This window comes from Variovorax sp. 05T418 (genome assembly GCF_056396385.1).
On sequence record NZ_JBFTLJ010000011.1, the window covers coordinates 54317 to 73633 of the forward strand.

Sequence of the window (19317 nt, forward strand, 5' to 3'; positions counted from 1 at the left end):
ATCATTAGCTAACAAATGCTAACAATTAGAAACGATGGGTGCTTAAGTATTACTAAGTGCTTACCCTTGCCGGATCGGACTGCCGAAGCTGCCAGGCCGCGCAGATGGCCAGTGCGCAGAGCCCCGCCAGCATCAGGAACACCTCGTCGAAGGCCGCCAGCCGCGCGGGGCTGCTCGCGGCGTTGGCCAGCGAATCGCCATGCGCCGCCAGCCGCCACTCGAGCACGATGGCGCACAGGCTCACGCCGGCCGCGCCGCCCAGCATGCGCAGGAAGTTGATCGCGCTGGCGCCCTGTGGAATCAGCGGCTTGGCCAGCGGCCGCATCGAGCCGAGGTTGAGCGAGGGCAGGATGAAGCCGAGCCCGATGCGCCCGATGATCGCAAAAGCCACCAGCAGCCAGAGCGCGCTGTCGAGCCGGAGCACCACCATCAGCGCGAACGAAGCCGCCAGCAGCACCAGGCCGATGCTCACCAGCATCCAGGTCGGCTGCCGGTCGGCCAGCCGGCCCACGCCCGCAATGGTCAGGGCCAGCACGATGCCTGCCGGCAGCAGGATGGTGCCCACGTGCGACGCGGACAATTGCAGCCCGACCTGCATGTACACCGGCAGCAGGTAGGTGGAGCCGAACAGCGCCGTGCCGTAGATGAAGGCGACCACGCTGCCCATGGCGAATTGGCGGTACTGGAACAGCGCCAGGTTCATCAGCGGTTCGCCGCCGCCGGCCGCGTAGCGACGCTGCCACCAGACGAAGGCGCCAAAGGCCAGCACCGCGGCCGCGAGCAGCAGGCCGGCCTGCACCGGCGAATCGCCGCGCAGTTCGACCAGGCCGTTCAGCAGGCAGAGCGTGCCCACGGTGCCCAGCGCGAGGCCGCGCCAGTCGAGCCCGCTGCCGCGCGTGGCCGCCACGCCGCCGGGCGCCGTGGTGGGCACGAACCGGTAGGCCAGCCAGAGCGAGGCCAGGCAGAACGGCACCACCATGAAGAAGATCGAGCGCCAGCCGAACAGGTCGACCAGCACGCCGCCGATGCTCGGCCCGATGGCCGGCGCCAGCACCACGCCCATGCCGAAGATGCCGCTCGCGCGCCCCTGCTCATGCGGCTCGAAGGCGCGCAGGATGATGATGGCCGGAATCGGCTGCACCACGCCCGCCGCAAGCCCTTCGGCCACGCGCGCCAGCAGCACCAGCGAGAAGTTGTTGGCCAGCCCGCCCGCCACGCCGCCCGCGAGCAGCAGCACCATCGTGCCCGCGTAGGTGCGCCGGTAGCCGTAGCGCGACAGCAGCCACGGCGTGGTCAGCATCGAGACCGTCATCGCCACCATGAAGCCCGAGCTCACCCACTGCGCGCGCTCCTGGCCCAGCGAGAAGTGGTGGCTCATGCCCGGGATTGCGACGTTGACGATGGTCGAGGACATGATCGACGCCATCACGCCCACCATCACCGAGAGCAGCAGGTACCAGCGGTAGCGCGGGCCGTAGCGTTCGCGCAGCGTGCCGATGGAGGGCGGGGCCGGCGAAGCGGCTTCGGGCTTGGGAGTGGTGGTCATGGGCGGGGGCCCCGCTTTTTTATTCGATGCGGGTCCGTCGTCCTACAAGCATATCGGGCTTTGCGCGGCGGAGCCGGCGCCTGCGCGTCACACAATGCACCGCTGTCCCGCGCTGCCCTTCCAGAACAACGACATGAATACGCCACCTGACCATGCCAGCGCTCCCGAACCGGGCGCGCCCTCCCACCTTGCCTCCGAACTCGCGGCGCCCACCGTGAGCCGCGCCTACCGCTGCCAGTGCGGCCGGCCTGTGTTCCTGCGCAACAGCCAGTGCCTGGCCTGCCGCACGCCGCTCGGCTACGTGATCGAGCGCCTGGGCGTGGTGCCGCTGGCGCCGATCGAGGCCGAAGACAAGGCCGAGGGCGGCGCAGCCGACGGCGCCGAGCCTGAAGAACAAGAGCAACTCTTCACCGTGTTCGGCAATCCCGACGGCCGCACCTACCGCCGCTGCGCCAACCTCATGACCGCCGCCAGCTGCAACTGGATGGTGCCGGCCCCGCGCGAGGGCGACGACCCTTCGTTCAACACCGACGGCCTCGCGCCCGGCTACTGCCTGGCCTGCAGCGTCACCCGCACCATCCCCGATCTTTCGGTGGAGAGCAACGGCGAACTCTGGCGCAAGCTCGAGCATGCGAAGCGCCGGCTCATCTCGCAGCTGCTCGCGCTCGGGCTGCCGGTGGTCAGCCGCCATGCCGATCCGGTGCACGGGCTGGCCTTCGACTTCCTCGGCAACATGCCGGGCGGCCCGCACGTGATGACCGGGCATGAACAGGGCGTGATCACCCTCAACGCCGAAGAGGCCGAGGACGCGGTGCGCGAGCGCATCCGCGCCGAAATGCGCGAGCCCTACCGGACGCTGCTCGGGCATTTCCGCCACGAGGTCGGCCACTACTACTGGGACCTGCTGGTGCAGCCCACGCCGTGGCTGGACGGGTTCCGCGCGCTCTTCGGCGACGAGCGCGCCGACTACGCCGCGGCGCTCCAGCAGCACTACGAGCAGGGCCCGCCGCCCGACTGGGCCAACCGCTTCGTGAGCAGCTACGCGAGCATGCATCCCTGGGAAGACTGGGCCGAGACCTGGGCCCACTACCTGCACATGGCCGACACCGCCGACACGGCGATGAGCTTTGGCGTGGACGCCACCAACGTCGAGCTTGCGACCGACCTGTTCACCGCGGAAGACCTCTGGCAGCCCGAGCATCCCGGCGCCGCCAAGTTCCTGGACTTTCTCAACGGCTGGGTGCTGCTCACCAACGTGCTCAACGAACTTTCGCGCAGCATGGGCCAGCCCGACTACTACCCCTTCGTGCTGCCGCGCGTGGCCGTCGGCAAGCTGCAGTTCATCCACTGCGTGATCACGCAGCAGCGTGACCGCGGCATGTCCGCAGCCGCGTCGCCCGGCGTGCCGCTGCCGCCGGAGGCAAAAGCCCCCGCAGCTGCTTCCCAAGCGGCGCCCGCGCCAGTACCGCAGGCCCAGAACCAGCAGCAGGGCGCCGCTCAGTCCTGACGAGGCTCGGCCGCCGCTATCCCCGCGGCGCAGCGTGCGCACATGCAGGCCTTGCCGCGCGATGCCGGCGGCAGGGCCCCAAACGGCGCCTTGCCGAAGTCGGCCGCCATGCACCAGCAGGGCGGCTGCGGCTGGCCGGTTTCGCGCGCGGTTTCCATCGCGCAGCGGTTCTCCTCGCCGCACAGCGGACAGCGCGTGGTGTCGATGGTGGCGGTGGCTGTTTCCATCGCGTCAGGCGAGCTCGAAGGCCGGCAGCTTCCTGGGCACGGCCACGTTGCGCAATGTTGCGTACACCGGCAGGCCGTTGCGGTAGGCGGGGTAGTCCTCGCCTTCGATCAAAGGCAGCAGGTAGCGCCTGCACGTGTCGGTGATGCTCCAGCCGTCCTCCGAGATGAAGTCGCGCGGCATCGGCTTTTCGACATTCGCCACCGCGTCGAGCGGCGCGCTGCCGATGCGGTAGGTGTAGGGCGCATCGGAGGTGCGCTCGATGGTCGGCATCACCGCGTTGCGGCCTTCGAGCGCGAGCTCGACCGCGCGCTGCCCCAGCTCGTAGGCCTGGCGCACGTCGATGGCCGAGGCAATGTGCCGCGCCGCGCGCTGCAGGTAGTCGGCCACGGCCCAGTGGAACTTGTGGCCCAGCGCCTCCTTGACCATCTGCGCCACCACGGGCGCCGCGCCGCCCAGCTGCGCATGGCCGAAGGCGTCGCGCGTGCCCTGCTCGGCCAGGAAGCTGCCGTCAGGGTAGTGGCAGCCCTCGGACACCACCACCGAGCAGTAGCCGTGCTGCTTCACCAGTTCGTCGACGCGCGCGAGAAAGCGCGCCTTGTCGAACTCGATCTCGGGGAACAGCACCACCACCGGAATGCCATGGTCGGCCACCAGCCCGCCGGCCGCCGCGATCCAGCCCGCATGCCGCCCCATCACCTCGAGCACGAACACCTTGGTGGAGGTGGCCGCCATCGAGCGCACGTCGAACGAGGCCTCCAGCGTCGACACCGCCACGTACTTGGCCACCGAGCCGAAGCCCGGGCAGCAGTCGGTCAGCGGCAGGTCGTTGTCGATGGTCTTGGGCACGTGGATCGCCTGCAGCGGATAGCCGAGCGACTGCGACAGCTGGCTCACCTTGAAGCAGGTGTCGGCCGAATCGCCGCCGCCGTTGTAGAAGAAATAGCCGATGCCGTGCGCCTTGAACACCTCGATCAGCCGCTCGTATTCGCGCCGGTTCTTCTCGAGCGACTTGAGCTTGTAGCGGCACGAGCCGAAGGCGCCCGAGGGCGTGCTGCGCAGCGCCGCAATCGCCTCGGCCGGCTCGGCGCCGGTGTCGATCAGCTCCTCGGTCAGCGCGCCGATGATGCCGTTGCGCCCGGCGTAGACATTGCCGATGCGGTCCGGGTGTTTTCGTGCCGTCTCGATCACGCCGCAGGCCGACGCATTGATGACCGAGGTGACGCCGCCCGACTGGGCGTAGAAGGCGTTGAGGATGGGCATGCGGCGATTCTCCCGCAGCCTCAGGCCGGGCGCCAGGGGTGCTGTTTCAGCGCCCGCCGAGGCCCATCGCCCGCGTGATCACTTCCTTCATGATCTCGTTCGTGCCGCCATAGATGCGCTGCACCCGCGCATCGGCATACGCGCGCGTGATCGGGTACTCCCACATGAAGCCGTAGCCGCCGTGCAGCTGCACGCAGGCGTCCATCACCTTGCACTGCAGGTCGGTGGTCCAGTACTTGGCCATGCTGGCGGTGGCGGTATCGAGCTTCTCGGCCATCAGCAGTTCGATGCACTTGTCGACGAACACCTGTGCCACCTGCACCTCGGTCTGCAGCTCGGCGAGCGTGTAGCGCGTGTTCTGGTAGCTGCCCACCGGCTGGCCAAACACCTTGCGCTCCTTCACATAAGTGACGGTCTGGTCGATGGCCGCCTGCGACGCGGCCACCGCGCTGATCGCGATCTGCAGCCGCTCCCAGGGCAGCTGCTCCATCAGGCAGACGAAGCCGCGGTTCAGCTGCGCGGCGTCGCCGAGCAATGCGTCGGCCGGCAGCCGCACGTCGTCGAAGAACAGCTCGGAGGTGTCCTGCGCCTTCAGCCCGAGTTTCTTGAGCCGCTTGCCTTTTTCGAAGCCCGGCATGCCGCGCTCGACCAGGAACAGGCTGGTGCCCTTGGCGCCCGCGGCCGGGTCGGTCTTGGCGACCACGATCACGAGGTCGGCATGCCAGCCGTTGGTGATGAAGGTCTTGCTGCCATTGAGCAGGTAGCTGCCGTCGGCTTGGCGGATGGCGCTGGTCTTGACCGCCTGCAGGTCGCTGCCCGCGCCAGGCTCGCTCATCGCGATGGCGCCGACCATCTCGCCGCTCGCGAGCCTGGGCAGGTAGTGCTGCTTCTGCGCCTCGGTGCCGTAGCGCAGGACGTACGGCGCCACGATCTCGCTGTGCAGCCCGAAGCCGATGCCCGTGAAGCCTCGCGCCCAGAGCTCCTCGAACTGGATCACCGAATAGAGCAGGTCGGCGCCCGCGCCGCCGTAGGCCTCGGGCAGCGCCATGCAGAGAAAGCCGTTCTCGCCGGCCTTGGACCAGACGGCGCGGTCGACGTAGCCCTGTTCTTCCCAGGCCTCGTGGAAGGGCGCGATCTCCTTGTCCATGAAGCGGCGGAAGCTGTCGCGGAAGGCCTCGTGGTCGGCGCTGAAAAGCGTGCGTTCGATCATGGCTCAGCGCCCGGGGAAGCTTGGCGGACGCTTCTGCAGGAAGGCGCTCACGCCTTCGCGGAAGCTGGGGCGGTCGATCAGCTCGCGCTGGCGCTCGCTTTCGTAGTGCAGTTGCTCGGCCAGCGTGTGGCGCTCGGCGGCCTCGAAGGCTTCGCGCGCCTCGGCCACCGCATGCGCCGGCAGGCGGGCGAGCCGCTGGGCGATGGCGCGCGCTTCGTCGAGCAGCTGTTCGTCGTCCGCGCAGGCCCAGATCAGGCCCCATTGCACCGCCTGCTCGGCGCCCAGGCGCTCGTCGAGCAGCGCCATGCCCATGGCGCGTGCCCGGCCGGCGCGCCGCGGAATGGCCCAGGTGCAGCCCAGGTCCGGCACGATGCCGAGCTTGGGCAGGAAGGGCAGGTAGAAATAGGCGCTGCGCGCCGCGATCGTCACGTCGGCCGCCAGCGCCAAGCCCACGCCGGCGCCGGCCGCGGCGCCGTTGACGGCCGCCACCACCGGCACGGGCAACGTGCGCAGCGTCTCGATCAGCGGATTGCTGAGCGATTGCATCCACTCCGCGGTCTGCGCGCCGAGCGACTTGCCTTCGCCGCCGGGCGCCATCGCGCTCAAATCGGCGCCCACGCAAAAGGCCTTGCCGGCGCCGGTCAGGATCACGGCGCGCACCGCACGGTCGTCGCGGATGCGTTCCAGCGTGTCGCGCAGCTCGACCTGCAGCTCGCGCGCAATCGGATTCAGCTTGGCCGGCAGGTTGAGCGTGAGCGTGGCGATGCCGTCGGCCAGCGCGTAGAGCACATAGGGCTGCGGTGCGTTCATCAGAGCCGCTCCACGATGGTGACGTTGGCCATGCCGCCGCCTTCGCACATCGTCTGCAGGCCGTAGCGCTTGCCGCGCCGGCCGAGTGCGTGGACCAGCGTGGCCATGAGCTTGGTGCCCGAGGCGCCCAGCGGATGGCCGAGCGCGATCGCGCCGCCGTTCACGTTGAGCCGCGCGGGGTCGGCATCCAATGCCTCCAGCCAGGCGATGGGCACGGGCGCGAAGGCTTCGTTCACTTCATAGAGATCGATGTCCTGGATGCGCATGCCGGCCTTCTTGAGCGCGCGCAGCGTGGCGGGCAGCGGGGCCTCCAGCATGATCACGGGGTCGTGCCCCATCACGCTCATGTGGTGGATGCGCGCGATCGGCTTCACGCCCAGGGCCTTGAGGCCGCGTTCGTTCACCACCAGCACGCCGCTCGCGCCGTCGCAGATCTGGCTCGCGGTGGCCGCGGTGCAGCGTCCGCCCTCGGCAATCAGCTTGACGCCCGCAATGCCTTCGAGCGTGGCATCGAAGCGGATGCCTTCGTCCACCGTGTGCCGCTCGCCCGTGCCGCTGCCGTCGGCCTGCAGGATCTCGATGGGCACGATCTCGCCGTCGAACGCGCCCGAGCGCGTCGCGGCCATGGCGCGGCGATGGCTTTCGAGCGCGTAGCGGTCGAGCGCGTCCTTGTCGATGCCGTAGTTCTTCGCGATCATCTCGGCGCCGGTGAACTGGCTGAACTCCACGCCGGGGTAGCGCCTTTTCATGGCCGGGCTCATGTAGGTGCCCAGGCCCGCCTTGGCCGGCAGCGCATTGGGCGTGAACATCGGCACGCGCGTCATGCTCTCGACGCCGCCTGCAATCACCGCGTCCATGGCGCCCGACATCACGGCCTGCGCCGCAAAGTGCAGCGCCTGCTGCGACGAGCCGCACTGCCGGTCGACCGAGGTGCCCGGCACCGACTCGGGCAGCCTCGAGGCCAGCACCGCGTTGCGCGCGACGTTGGTCGCCTGCTCGCCCACCTGGCTCACGCAGCCGAGGATCACGTCTTCCACCGCGGCCGGATCGATGCCGCTCCTTGCCACCAGTGCGTCGATCACCTGCGCCGCCAGGTCGGCCGGATGCCAGCCCGCGAGCTTGCCGCCGCGCCGCCCGCCGGCCGTGCGCGCGGCGGCCACGATGTATGCCTCTGCCATGGTCATGTCCCTCCAGAAAAGAAAACAGCGTGAACCGCGCGGCGCCCGACGCAAAAAAGCCGCCCGTCACGGCGGCGGCGTTGGGTGCTTGGAAGGTCCATGGCATCGAGGGTCGATGCCGGGGCCGCCCAGGTCAAGCCGGGGACAACCCGAGCGGCAGCAGTCGCCAAGGCGACCGGCGCCGCGTCGGCAGCGGCATGGCCGCGGGCTGCGCGTCCGACACCGTGATGCACGAGGCTTCGAGCGCCGACACCAGCACGCGCCGGTGCTCGCTGCCTTCGAAGCGCTCGCCCGGCGCAAGCACGATGTCGCGCGGATCGCGGTCGAGCGTCACCCAGACCGAGCCGCTGCGGCATTCGATGCCCACGCCGGCGCCATCGGGCACCGAGAAGATGGAACGGGTCGGCAGGCTGACCTGGAAGCGGGAAGAAGAAAGAGGCTGGGTGCTCATGGCAAGCTCCATTGCATTCGTGATACGAATGAATATAGTGAGCCGGCCTTCCTCTTGCACACGGTAATTCGGAACTCGTTGCATGCTTCCAGAGAATGCGAAAGCCCTCGGCACCGCCTCCGGCGAACTGCCGCCGCTCGAGCTGCTGCGCAGCTTCGAGGCCGCGGCGCGCCGGCTGAGCTTCACGCTCGCGGCCAGCGAGTTGCACCTGACCCAGTCGGCCGTGAGCCGCCAGATCCAGCAGCTCGAAGCCAGCCTGGGCGTGCTGCTGTTCGAGCGCCGGCACCGCGCGCTGGCGCTCACCGAAGCCGGCGGCGTGATGCAGCGGGCCGTGACCGACAGCCTGGAGCGGCTGCGCGACGCCACCGCGCGGGTGCGTGCCAGTTCCGCGCCGCGCCAGGTGGCGATCACCACCACGCCGGGTTTTGCGTCGCTCTGGCTCATTCCGAAGCTCGCGCGCTTCACCGGCAGCCATCCGCAGGTCGACGTGCGCGTGTCCGCCACGCTCGACGTGCTCGACCTGGAAAGCAGCCGGCTCGACTTGGCGGTGCGCTTCATGCCGATCGGCCGCGGCATCGGCCCGGCGCTGTTCGAGGAATCGGTGATCCCGCTGTGCTCGCCGCAGCTTGCCGCCTCGCTGCGCACGCCGGCGGACTTTTCGAAGCTCACCCTGCTCACCGTCGAATACCCGGACCACAGCGAAGCGCCCACCGCCGATTGGGAACCCTGGCTCAAGGTGATGGGGCTCGACGACCTGCGCATGAAGAGCACGCTGCGCTTCACCCAGTACGCCGATGCGGTGGCCGCCGCCGTGGCCGGGCAGGGCGTGGTGATCGGCCGGCTGCCGCTGCTGCGCGAGCTGGTGCAGGACGGCCGCCTGGTGGCGCCGCTCGGCGAAGGTGCGGCCTCGCACCGCGGCTACTTCATCGAGGCCTCGCGGCGCGCCGCCGGCAACCGCGATGCGCAGGAGTTCGCAGAGTGGCTGCGCGACGAAGCCGAGGCGGCGCAGCGGAGCTGAGGGATTCGAGACAAGTGCCTCGCAGCGCGAGGCGTGGGCTTTGCGCCACAGCCGCAGGTGCCGCGCTTGCACACAGCGCGCGTGCTCGCCAGAATCCGCCCTTCGTTTTTCAGCAACAGTTTTTCATCCGCGCCTGGCGACGACCAACCTCCCGGGCGGCAACACATTCAATGAACCGTTTCCTGAACACCTGACCCGCACACCGACCGCCCCGGCCGCGTGTGCATCCACGCATCCGCCGAGGCCCATCGACAAAGGCCCCGCGCAGCCATTCGCCGGGGCTTTCCTGTTTCTGGAGTGTGCGCACATGAGTGCTCAACGAAAGGCCCGCGACGACGACAAGCGTCTGGGCCGGTTTTATTTTTCGGTGCCGAATGCGGCACCTCGCAATCCCGTGGTGGCCGCGATCGCGCGCGGCGAATCGAACCAGAAGGCCGGGCGGCATCTGCGCACGCACCGTGCGGAACGGCGCGCGCAGAAGGTCGCGTTGCAGAAGGCTGCGCGCAGCCTGGGGCGGGAGGGCTGACCATGCGCGAAGACATGGACAAGGTCATCGTGGAACGCCCACGGCGCGATGCCGCTCAGGGCTGGGCGGAGGCGAGGCTCGCCTTTTCGTGCGCACGCGGCAGCAACAGGAACGCCAGCGTGCCCACCGCGAGCATGCCCGTGATCGTGAGGAACACCGCGCGAAACGGCTCCACGCCGTTCGACGCGGCCCACGACGCGGCCACGCCCGTCGTCCACTGCATGAGCGACACGCCGAGGAACATCGCCATGTTGAGCAGCGACAGCGCGCGCCCGGTCATGGCCGCCGGATAGGCAGCGCGCGTGTACGAATACTGCAGCACCGAGTAGCCCGAGAGCAGGCCATAGAGAATCGGCAGGCCGATGTCGACGGCCAGCGAATGCGTGAACGCCATGAGCGCGAAGATCACCGCGGCCGCGAACGCGCAGCCCATGAGCCAGCGGCCGCGCCGCCTGCCGCCCGGGTCGAGGCGGCCGAACATGGCGGGGCTGATCATGCCGGCGATGGTCATCACCAGCGCCACGTTGCCGCTGCTGACCAGCGACAGCCCATGGCGGTCGTGCAGCATGGGGCCGAGCCAAAGGCCGCGCAGGGTGATGAAGGCCGCATATGACACGCAGGCAAAGCACAGCAGGCCCAGTGTGTGCGGCATGGCAAAGAGCGGGAGCAGTTCGCGCACGGCCTTGCGCAGCGACTGGCGTTCGGCCGGCGCGGTCTCCGCGCTCGTGCGGTCCTCCGCGCGCACGGGGTCGCGCACGCGCCAGAAGATGAGGATCCACGAAAGCACGGCGGACGCAGCCAGCACCGCATAGCCGGCGCGCCATGACGCGGCTTCGATCAGCAGCGCCAGCGGCGTGCCGGTGAACAGGATGCCCAGGCCTGCGAGGCTCATCACCAGCCCCGACATCGCGGTGAAGCGCGAGGCATCGAAATGCCGTGCGATGAACACCGTGCAGGCCAGGAAGGCCGGCGCGCAGCCGACGCCGATCAGCGCCTGCCCGAGCAGCAGCGCATGGAAGCTCGATGCCACCGCGCACAGTGCGGCACCCGCAACGGCCAGCGGAAAGGCGGCGAGCACCGTGCGGCGCACGCCGAACGTGTCGATCGACACGCCCATCGCGAGCTGCATGATGCCGAACATGAAGTGGAAGGTGCCTGCCCAGGTGCCGATCTGCTGGGGCGAGAGGCCGAAGTGGCCGCTGAGCGGCGTGGCCATCATGGCGCCGACGGTGCGGAAGGCCTGGCTCAGGGCGAAGGCCGAGGCGAGGGCGATCAACATCGCGGTGGTCGAGGTGGACCAGCGGGAGAAACGGGAGAGGCGTGAGCTGGGGCGCTCCGCGGGCTTGGATGCCGCGTTCGGGTTCATGGGGCGAGAGGCCAGGAAGGAGGGGCGACCTGGATGCTAATTGATCGTCGGGCACGCAGGGTCGCAGTGGCGACGCCTCGTAGCAACCGATTTCCGAGACGGCGCCTCGGAAATTGACAACGACTTCGGCATTGCGACGCTCGAAATGCACCTAAGAAAAAAGGCCGGACCGGACGCATAAAAACAAGAACGGCACCCGAAGGTGCCGTTGGTTGACTCAGGAAAGAGGCCGAAGATCAGACTTCGCCCTTCACCTTCAGCCGCCACGCATGCAGCAGCGGCTCGGTATACCCGCTCGGCTGCTCGATGCCCTTGAACACCAGGTCCTGCGCGGCCTTGTACGCGGCCGAGGTGTCGAAGTGGCCGGCCATCGGCTGGTACACCGGGTCGCCGGCGTTCTGCTCGTCGACCACCTTGGCCATGCGCTGGAAGGTCTCGTCGACCTGCGCCTTGGTCACCACGCCGTGCAGCAGCCAGTTGGCGATGTGCTGGCTCGAGATGCGCAGTGTGGCGCGGTCCTCCATCAGGCCCACGTTGTGGATGTCGGGCACCTTGGAGCAGCCCACGCCCTGGTCGATCCAGCGCACCACGTAGCCGAGGATGCCCTGCACGTTGTTGTCGATCTCCTGCTGCTTCTCGGCCTCGGTCCAGTTGGCCGCGGGGGCGATGGGCACCTGCAGCAGCGCATTGAGGATGTTGTCGCGCTCCGCGTCGGCGTCGATCTTCTCGAGCTCCTGCTGCACGGCCGTGACGCTCACCTGGTGGTAGTGCAGCGCATGCAGCGTGGCCGCGGTGGGCGAGGGCACCCAGGCGGTGTTGGCGCCGGCCTTGGGGTGCGCGATCTTCTGCTCGAGCATGGCGGCCATCAGGTCGGGCATGGCCCACATGCCCTTGCCGATCTGCGCCTTGCCGCGCAGGCCGCACGAGAGGCCGACCAGCACGTTGTTCTTCTCGTACGCGCCGATCCACGCGCTGGACTTCATGTCGCCCTTGCGGATCATCGGGCCGCCGTGCATGGCGGTGTGCATCTCGTCGCCGGTGCGGTCGAGAAACCCGGTGTTGATGAAGGCCACGCGCGCGGCGGCCTCGGCGATGCAGGCCTTGAGGTTGACGCTGGTGCGGCGCTCCTCGTCCATGATGCCGAGCTTCACGGTGTTGGCGGGCAGGCCGAGCAGCTGCTCGACGCGGCCGAACAGCTCGCTTGCAAAGGCCACTTCGGCCGGGCCGTGCATCTTGGGCTTGACGATGTAGATGCTGCCGGTGCGCGAGTTGCCCTTGCGCTTCAGGTCGATCATCGCGATGGTGGTGGTGACCACGGCATCGAGGATGCCTTCGGGAATTTCCTTGCCGCCTGCATACAGCACGGCCGGGTTGGTCATCAGGTGGCCCACGTTGCGCAGGAACATCAGCGAGCGGCCGTGCAGCTTCACGGGGCGGCCGTCGGCGCCGGTGTATTCGCGGTCGGGGTTGAGGCCGCGCGTGAAGGTCTTGCCGCCCTTGGCGACTTCTTCGGTGAGCGTGCCCTCGACGATGCCGAGCCAGTTCGAATAGGCGACCACCTTGTCGGCCGCATCGACCACGGCCACCGAGTCTTCGAGATCGAGGATGGTCGAGAGCGCGGCTTCGAGCACCAGGTCGCTCACGCCGGCGGCGTCGCCCTTGCCGATGGGCGTGCTGCGGTCGATGCGGATGTCCAGGTGGATGCCGTTGTGCTTGAGCAGCACCGACGACGGCGCGGCCGCATCGCCCTGGTAGCCGACGAACTGCGCGGGATCGGCGAGGCCGGTGCTGCTGCTTTGCAGCGCGACCACGAGCTTGCCGTCCTTCACGCTGTAGCCGGTTGCCATCTTGTGCGAGCCGTTTTCGAGCGGTGCGGCCTGGTCGAGCACGTTGCGCGCGAATTCGATGACCTTGGCGCCGCGCACGGGGTTGTAGCCCTTGCCCTTTTCGGCACCGCCGGTTTCGGGAATGGCATCGGTGCCGTAGAGCGCGTCGTACAGCGAACCCCAGCGCGCATTGGCGGCGTTGAGCGCGTAGCGGGCATTGAGGATCGGCACCACCAATTGCGGGCCGGCCTGCAGCGCGAGCTCGGAATCGACGTTCGCGGTGGTGGCCTTCGCGCCCTTCGGCTGCGGCAGCAGGTAGCCGATCTTCTCGAGGAAGGCGCGGTAGGCCGGCATGTCGGCGATCGGGCCGGGGTTCTTCTTGTGCCAGGCGTCGAGCTCGGCCTGCAGGCGGTCGCGTTCCGCCAGCAGCGCGATGTTCTTCGGCGCGAGGTCATGGACGATGGCGTCGAAGCCTTTCCAGAAAACATCGCTGGCCACGCCGCTGGCGGGCAGGACCTTGTCTTCGATGAAGCGGTGAAGCTCGGTCGCAACCTGGAGGCCGTGGGTGGTGGTGCGGGCGGTCATGTTTTTTCTCTCCTTGAGAACGGTGCAATGCTGAATGAAATGAGGAGCGGTGTCTGTCAGAAGAACCCGAGCACGTCGCGCAGGCTGCTGCCGATGCGTTCGGGCTGCGTGCCGAGTTCTTCGAACGGAAGCTGGTAGCGGTTGACCCAGAGCGTGCGAAAGCCGAACCAGGTGGCGCCGAGCGCGTCCCAGCCGTTGCAGCTCACGAAGGCGATGCGCCCGGGCGCCAGGCCGGTGGCGGCGACGCCGAGCTGGTACGCATCGGGATGCGTCTTGTACTTGCGGATGCCGTCGACGCTCAGCACATGGTCCAGCAGGCCATCGAGCCCGGCGCTGCGCACGGCGGCGTCGAGCATGCCGGGGTCGCCGTTCGAGAGGATGCCGGTGACCACGCCGCGGTCCTTGAGCGCCTGAAGCACTTCGCGGCATTCGGGAAAAGCCGTGAGCGTGCGGTACTGGTCCATCAGCTGCTGCTCGGCGGCTTCGGTCAGGCCGAGGCCCAGCCGCTTGCAGGTGTAGCGCAGCGCGGCGCGCGTGAGTTCGCCGAAGGGCCGGTAGTGGGCGCCGTGATTGCTGGTGGTGACGAGTCGCGTGTATTCGATCTGCTTGTCGCGCCAGCCCGCGGCCAGCGCCTGACCCTGGCCCGCGAACAGGCGCTCGGCCGTCTGCCCGACGCTGTAGACGTCGAACAGCGTGCCGTAGGCATCGAAGAGCACTGCGCCGGGTTGATCCATGGCTTGGACTTTATTCGATACTTTGCCGACAAGTAATAACCAAGATCGGGATTTATCAGTGACAAAAATGAAGGTAATCGCAGGAAGACCTGCGTTTTCTCTTCCTTTTTGTCAGAGGGCTCCGCTCAGCTCACGGGCCGCGGCGCGTACCGGCTCGATGTGGCGCGCGTCGTAGCGGTGCGCCGGCATCGTCAGCGTGACCGCCGCGGCCAGGCGGCCGTCGGCATGGAACACCGGTGCCGAGATGCCGGCCAGCTCGGCCGTACGGTCGCCCACCAGCGCGCAGTAGCCCTGGGCGCGGATCTCGTCGTACAGCTTGCGCTCCCTGGCGCCGCGCGGGCGCTCGGCCTCGGGGCCGAAGGCGATCAGCACGCGCGCGCCGGCGCCGCGGTCGTTGGGCAGCAGGTCGCCCGTGCGCACGTGGTCGCGCACCACGTGCGAGGAATCGACACGGAACTGGCACAGCCGCACCCAGCTGTCGCCCTGTTCCTGCCGCACGTGGTACGCCGCGCTCTCACCCGTCGTTGCGGCCAGCGCGCGCAGCACCGGCAGCACGATGCGGTCGAGCGACAGCGACGCCGCATAGAGGCCGTGCAGCCGAGCGATCTCCGCGCCCAGCGCATAGCGCCCGTCGTCCTGCCGGCGGATCAGCCGCGCATGTTCGAGCGAGGCCAGAAGCCGCAGCACCGTGCTCTTGTAGAGCTGCGTGCGCTCGGCGAACTGCGCGAGCGTGAGCGCCTCGTCGCCGGGTTGGAAGGCCGAAAGCAGGCTCAGCGCGCGGTCGACCGCGGCGGCGCCGCCGGGCGCGGCATTGAGGTCTGAAACCGATTCGGTCTGGGCTTTGCGGGGCATGGCGTCGGCTTGACAGGGGAAGTCGTTCGGCGGTTTAATTCTGTTTAACGGAATTTAGTTCTGCAAGATAGAACTGTCAAGCGATCGATGCCCGGTCAGGCGATCGCTCCAAGGAGACGAAACCGATGACACCCCCCGACGTCCTCATCAGCGAGGTCGGCCCGCGCGACGGCCTGCAGTCGGTCAAGGCCACCATGCCCACGGCCGACAAGCTGCGCTGGATCGATGCACTCCACGCGGCTGGCGTGCGCGAGATCGAGGTCGCCTCCTTCGTGCCCGCCAGATTGCTGCCGCAGATGGCCGACGCCGCCGAGGTGGTGCGCCACGCCATCACCTTGCCCGGCCTCACCGTGATGGCGCTGGTGCCCAACCGCAAGGGCGCGCTGGCGGCGCTCGAAGCGGGCGCGCACAAGCTCACGATGCCGGTTTCGGCCAGCGTGGCGCACTCGCTCGCCAACGTGCGCAAGACGCCCACGGAAATGGTGGAAGAAGTGCGCGCCATCTCCGAGCTGCGCCGCGCGATGGCGCCGCATGTGAGGCTCGAGGCCGGCATCTCCACCGCCTTCGGCTGCACGCTGCAGGGGCTGGTGCCGGAAGACGACGTGATCCGCCTCGCCGCGCAGTGCATCGAGGCCGGCGCGGAAGAAGCGGGCCTGTCGGACACCGTCGGCTACGCCAACCCCGCACAGGTGCGCCGGCTCTTCAGGCGCCTGCGCGCCGAGCTCGGCGCGCACGCCGGCGCCGCCCACATGCACAACACGCGCGGCCTCGGCATCGCCAACTGCCTGGCCGCCTGGGACGAGGGCGTGCGCACCTTCGACGCCTCGCTCGGCGGCCTTGGCGGCTGCCCTTATGCGCCCGGCGCCTCGGGCAATGCGGTCACCGAGGACCTCGTCTTCATGTTCGAGGCCATGGGCGTTCGCACCGGCATCGACATCCAGAAGCTCATCGCGGCGCGCGCGCCGCTCATGGCCGGCCTGCCCGGCGAACCGGTCTACGGCATGACGCCCGAAGCCGGCCTGCCCAAGGGCTTTGTTCAACAGACAACCACCGCACATGCCTGAATCCCAACCCCTGCCGTACGCCGGCGTCCGCGTCGTCGAGTTCACCCACATGGTGATGGGCCCGACCTGCGGCCTGCTGCTGGCCGACCTCGGCGCCGAGGTCATCAAGGTCGAGCCCATCGAGGGCGACAGCACGCGCCGCCTGCTCGGCTCGGGCTCGGGCTTCTTCCCGACCTTCAACCGCAACAAGAAGAGCATCGCGCTCGACCTCAAGACACGGGAGGGCGTGGAGGCCGCGCTGCGCCTCGTCGCCACGGCCGACATCGTGAGCGAGAACTTCAAGCCCGGCACCATGAAGAAGCTGGGCCTGGACTACGACAGCCTGAAGCAGCTCAACCCGCGCCTCATCTACGTGAGCCACAAGGGCTTCCTGCCCGGCCCCTACGACCATCGCACGGCTCTGGACGAAGTGGTGCAGATGATGGGCGGCCTCGCCTACATGACCGGCCGCGCGGGCGACCCGCTGCGCGCGGGCACCAGCGTGAACGACATCATGGGCGGCATGTTCGGCGCCATCGGCGCGATGGCCGCGCTGCGCCAGCGCGAGCTCACCGGCAAGGGCTGCGAGGTGCAGTCCGCGCTGTTCGAGAACAACGTGTTCCTGGTCGCGCAGCACATGATGCAGTTCGCCGCCACCGGCAAGGCCGCCGACCCGATGCCCAGCCGCATCTCGGCCTGGGCCGTGTACGACGTGTTCACCGTGAAGGACGGCGAGCAGATCTTCCTGGCGGCCGTGAGCGACAAGCAGTGGGCCATCTTCTGCAGGGCCTTCGGCCTGGAAGAAATGCTGGCCGACCCGCGCTTGAAGACCAACAACGACCGCGTGCTCGCGCGCGACTGGATGATGCCGATCCTGCGCTCGCACCTGGCCGGCTACAGCGCCGCCGAACTCAGCGCGGTGTTCGAGCAGAACGAGCTGCCCTTCGCGCCCATCACCAAGCCGCAGCAGCTGTTCGACGATCCGCACCTGAACGCCACCGGCGGCCTCGCGCCCGTGCGCATGAACGACGGCCACATGGCCAAGGTGCCGCTGATGCCCTTCACGCTCGACGGCGAGCGCCCCGGCATCCGCCTGCAGCCGCCGCGCATCGGCGAGCACACGGGCGAGCTGCTGAGGGAAGTGGGCTACAGCGACACGGAGATCGCCGCCCTCAGGACACGCAACATCACCCTTGGAGACTGAGCCAATGCCTTCCATCCCGCGGCGCGCCTTGCCCGTCCTGTTCTTCTGCGCCGCGACCGCGGCTTGCCTTCCCGCCCTGGCCGCAGACACCGCGTGGCCGAGCAAGCCGGTGCGCCTGGTGGTCCCGTACGCGCCCGGCGGCACCACCGACTACGCCGCGCGCCAGATCGCCCAGAAGCTCACCGAGCAGACCGGCATCTCCTTCTATGTGGAGAACAAGGCCGGCGCGAGCGGCACGATCGGCTCCAGCCTGGTGGCCAAGTCCGCGCCGGACGGAGGCACCTTCCTGGTCAACGACACCACCTACGCGATGCTGCCGCACCTCTTCAGGAAGCTGCCGTGGGAGCCCGCCGACCTGGTGCCCGTGACGACCATCGTCGATGCGCCGCTGGTCGTGGTGGTGGGTGCGAACTCGCCCTACAAGAGCGTGGCGGCGCTGATCGACGAGGCCCGCAAGAACCCCGGCAAGCTGACCTTCGGCTCGGGCGGCGTGGGCAGCTCCACCCACCTGGGTGGCGAACTGCTCAAGCAGAACGGCAAGCTCGGGCTCACCCACGTGCCCTACAAGGGCGCGGGCGAAGCGATGCTGGGCGTGGTGTCGGGACAGGTCGACGTGCTGGTCACCGCAGCGCCCACGGCCATCCCGCAGGTCAAGGGCGGCAAGGTGCGCGCACTGCTCGTGACCTCGCCGCAGCGCCTTGCCGCCTTGCCCGAGGCGCCCACCAGCGCCGAGACCGGCCTGAAGGATTTCACCGCCAGCAACTGGTTCGGCATCGCGGCGCCCAAGGGCACGCCGCAACCGATCATCGACAAGCTGCATGCCGAGGTGAAGAAGGCGCTGGCATCGCCGGACCTCGCGAAGCGCTTTGCGGAGCAGGGCGCCAGCCCGGGCGGCCTGTCCCCGGCCGACTTCGGCAAGTTCGTTCACGGTCAGACCCAGGCCTGGGGCCAGGTGATCAAGGCCGCGGGCGTGCAGCCCGACTGACCCCACCGGAGACCATGCAGCCATGTGGAACCTGAGCTTCCAGCCGCCCGAGATCATCGAGGCGCGCGTGCTCACGCGCCTGCCCGATGCGTTTCGCACGCCGCGCCGCACCGACTGGGTCGACGCCAACAAACCGGGCCACGTGATGGACAGCTTCCTGGAAGGCCCCGCGTTCGACCGGGCCGGGAACCTGTACGTCACCGACATTCCCTACGGCCGCATCTTCAGGATCGCGCCCTCGTCGCTCGAATGGCAGCTGGTGGCGGCCTACGACGGCTGGCCCAACGGCCTGGCGGTCCATGCCGACGGCAGCCTGTGGATCGCCGACTACCGGCGCGGCATCCTGCGGCTCGATGCGGCCGGCGGCGCGGTCGAGACGGTGCTCGGGCATCGCAACAGCGAATCCTTCAAGGGCGTGAACGACCTCGTCTTCGACCTGGAAGGACGGCTCTATTTCACCGACCAGGGCCAGACCGGACTGCACGATCCCACCGGCCGCGTCTACCGGTGGAATGCCGATGGCCGCCTCGACCTGCTGCTGGCCAACGCGCCCAGCCCCAACGGCGTGGCAACCAGCGGCGACGGCAAGGTGCTGTTCGTGGCCGTCACCCGCGGCAACCAGGTCTGGCGCGCGCCGCTGCTGCCCGACGGCAGCCTCTCCAAGGTCGGCGCGCTGCAGACCTTCTTCGGAACCAGCGGCCCCGACGGGCTTGCGCTCACGGCCGATGGCGGGCTGGTCGTTGCCCATGCCAGCCTGGGCGGCGCCTTCGTGCTCAATGCGCGCGGGGAGGTCACGCACATGGTCCGCAGCCCGGCCGGCCAGACCGTGACCAACCTTGCCTTCCGGCCGGGCACGCGGCAGCTGGTGCTCACCGATTCGGCCACCGGCAGCGTGCTGGAAGCCGAGCTGCCGGTGGGCGGAGCGCCGCTCTATTCGCACTCCACGTACTCGCGGGCCCAGAAATAGCCGCGGCGGGCGCCGGCCCAG

18 protein-coding genes are annotated in these 19317 nt (G+C 68.9%); 7 read left to right on the forward strand and 11 right to left on the reverse strand.

The window, feature by feature from the left end; genetic code table 11:
• Nucleotides 1-52 precede the first annotated feature (52 nt).
• Entirely contained in the window at nucleotides 53-1546 is a 1494-nt protein-coding gene (locus AC1DMS_RS21550) for a DHA2 family efflux MFS transporter permease subunit (protein WP_412510224.1), read from the reverse strand.
• A gap of 133 nt (nucleotides 1547-1679) precedes the next feature.
• Here AC1DMS_RS21550 and AC1DMS_RS21555 point away from each other — a divergent pair, with 133 nt between their 5' ends.
• Nucleotides 1680-3053, forward strand: a complete 1374-nt coding sequence (locus AC1DMS_RS21555; RefSeq protein WP_412510225.1) for a zinc-binding metallopeptidase family protein — start codon at nucleotides 1680-1682, stop codon at nucleotides 3051-3053.
• Here AC1DMS_RS21555 and AC1DMS_RS21560 read toward each other — a convergent pair.
• The 6 genes from AC1DMS_RS21560 to AC1DMS_RS21585 all read right to left on the reverse strand — a co-directional run bounded on the left by AC1DMS_RS21560 (nucleotide 3044) and on the right by AC1DMS_RS21585 (nucleotide 8190).
• On the reverse strand, nucleotides 3044-3280 hold the full coding sequence (locus AC1DMS_RS21560; protein ID WP_062363754.1) for a cysteine-rich CWC family protein: 237 nt from the start codon (nucleotides 3278-3280) through the stop codon (nucleotides 3044-3046). The two genes, AC1DMS_RS21555 and AC1DMS_RS21560, sit on opposite strands and share 10 nt — an antisense overlap.
• A 4-nt stretch (nucleotides 3281-3284) precedes the next feature.
• On the reverse strand, nucleotides 3285-4541 hold the full coding sequence (locus AC1DMS_RS21565) for a 6-phosphofructokinase (RefSeq protein ID WP_412510226.1): 1257 nt from the start codon (nucleotides 4539-4541) through the stop codon (nucleotides 3285-3287).
• A 46-nt stretch (nucleotides 4542-4587) separates the two neighbouring features.
• Complete coding sequence (locus AC1DMS_RS21570) at nucleotides 4588-5751, reverse strand: acyl-CoA dehydrogenase family protein (protein WP_412510227.1); 1164 nt, start codon at nucleotides 5749-5751, stop codon at nucleotides 4588-4590.
• 3 nt (nucleotides 5752-5754) lie between these two features.
• The gene (locus AC1DMS_RS21575) at nucleotides 5755-6561 is read right to left on the reverse strand and encodes an enoyl-CoA hydratase-related protein (RefSeq protein ID WP_412510228.1); all 807 of its coding nucleotides are present in this window, start codon (nucleotides 6559-6561) and stop codon (nucleotides 5755-5757) included.
• Complete coding sequence (locus AC1DMS_RS21580) at nucleotides 6561-7739, reverse strand: acetyl-CoA C-acetyltransferase (protein WP_412510229.1); 1179 nt, start codon at nucleotides 7737-7739, stop codon at nucleotides 6561-6563. The genes AC1DMS_RS21575 and AC1DMS_RS21580 overlap by 1 nt, the downstream gene beginning before the upstream one ends.
• A gap of 133 nt (nucleotides 7740-7872) precedes the next feature.
• Nucleotides 7873-8190, reverse strand: coding sequence for a DUF2917 domain-containing protein (locus tag AC1DMS_RS21585; RefSeq protein WP_026283921.1), 318 nt, complete (start codon nucleotides 8188-8190; stop codon nucleotides 7873-7875).
• A gap of 82 nt (nucleotides 8191-8272) precedes the next feature.
• Here AC1DMS_RS21585 and AC1DMS_RS21590 point away from each other — a divergent pair, with 82 nt between their 5' ends.
• Nucleotides 8273-9208, forward strand: a complete 936-nt coding sequence (locus AC1DMS_RS21590) for a LysR substrate-binding domain-containing protein (RefSeq protein ID WP_412510230.1) — start codon at nucleotides 8273-8275, stop codon at nucleotides 9206-9208.
• Between the two features lie 307 nt (nucleotides 9209-9515).
• Nucleotides 9516-9734, forward strand: coding sequence for a hypothetical protein (locus AC1DMS_RS21595; RefSeq protein WP_012745611.1), 219 nt, complete (start codon nucleotides 9516-9518; stop codon nucleotides 9732-9734).
• Between the two features lie 55 nt (nucleotides 9735-9789).
• On the opposite strand, the gene AC1DMS_RS21600 is transcribed toward AC1DMS_RS21595, so the two are convergent.
• The 4 genes from AC1DMS_RS21600 to AC1DMS_RS21615 form a co-directional block, all read right to left on the reverse strand.
• On the reverse strand, nucleotides 9790-11100 hold the full coding sequence (locus AC1DMS_RS21600; RefSeq protein WP_412510231.1) for an MFS transporter: 1311 nt from the start codon (nucleotides 11098-11100) through the stop codon (nucleotides 9790-9792).
• Between the two features lie 236 nt (nucleotides 11101-11336).
• Entirely contained in the window at nucleotides 11337-13511 is a 2175-nt protein-coding gene (locus tag AC1DMS_RS21605) for a malate synthase G (protein ID WP_012745615.1), read from the reverse strand.
• A gap of 56 nt (nucleotides 13512-13567) precedes the next feature.
• The gene (locus AC1DMS_RS21610) at nucleotides 13568-14245 is read right to left on the reverse strand and encodes a haloacid dehalogenase type II (RefSeq protein WP_412510232.1); all 678 of its coding nucleotides are present in this window, start codon (nucleotides 14243-14245) and stop codon (nucleotides 13568-13570) included.
• 111 nt (nucleotides 14246-14356) lie between these two features.
• The gene (locus AC1DMS_RS21615) at nucleotides 14357-15097 is read right to left on the reverse strand and encodes an IclR family transcriptional regulator (protein ID WP_412510233.1); all 741 of its coding nucleotides are present in this window, start codon (nucleotides 15095-15097) and stop codon (nucleotides 14357-14359) included.
• Between the two features lie 125 nt (nucleotides 15098-15222).
• Here AC1DMS_RS21615 and AC1DMS_RS21620 point away from each other — a divergent pair, with 125 nt between their 5' ends.
• Genes AC1DMS_RS21620 through AC1DMS_RS21635 form a run of 4 tightly spaced genes read left to right on the forward strand, consistent with a single transcriptional unit; the run spans nucleotide 15223 to nucleotide 19296 of the window.
• The gene (locus AC1DMS_RS21620) at nucleotides 15223-16161 is read left to right on the forward strand and encodes a hydroxymethylglutaryl-CoA lyase (RefSeq protein WP_412510234.1); all 939 of its coding nucleotides are present in this window, start codon (nucleotides 15223-15225) and stop codon (nucleotides 16159-16161) included.
• Nucleotides 16154-17344, forward strand: coding sequence for a CaiB/BaiF CoA transferase family protein (locus AC1DMS_RS21625; RefSeq protein WP_478181796.1), 1191 nt, complete (start codon nucleotides 16154-16156; stop codon nucleotides 17342-17344). The genes AC1DMS_RS21620 and AC1DMS_RS21625 overlap by 8 nt, the downstream gene beginning before the upstream one ends.
• 4 nt (nucleotides 17345-17348) lie before the next feature.
• Nucleotides 17349-18329: a Bug family tripartite tricarboxylate transporter substrate binding protein gene (locus AC1DMS_RS21630; protein ID WP_369664098.1), complete on the forward strand. Its 981-nt coding sequence runs from the start codon at nucleotides 17349-17351 to the stop codon at nucleotides 18327-18329.
• Between the two features lie 22 nt (nucleotides 18330-18351).
• Nucleotides 18352-19296 carry an SMP-30/gluconolactonase/LRE family protein gene (locus tag AC1DMS_RS21635; RefSeq protein ID WP_369664099.1) on the forward strand — a complete coding sequence of 315 codons (945 nt, stop codon included), beginning with the start codon at nucleotides 18352-18354 and terminating at the stop codon, nucleotides 19294-19296.
• Nucleotides 19297-19317 lie beyond the last annotated feature (21 nt).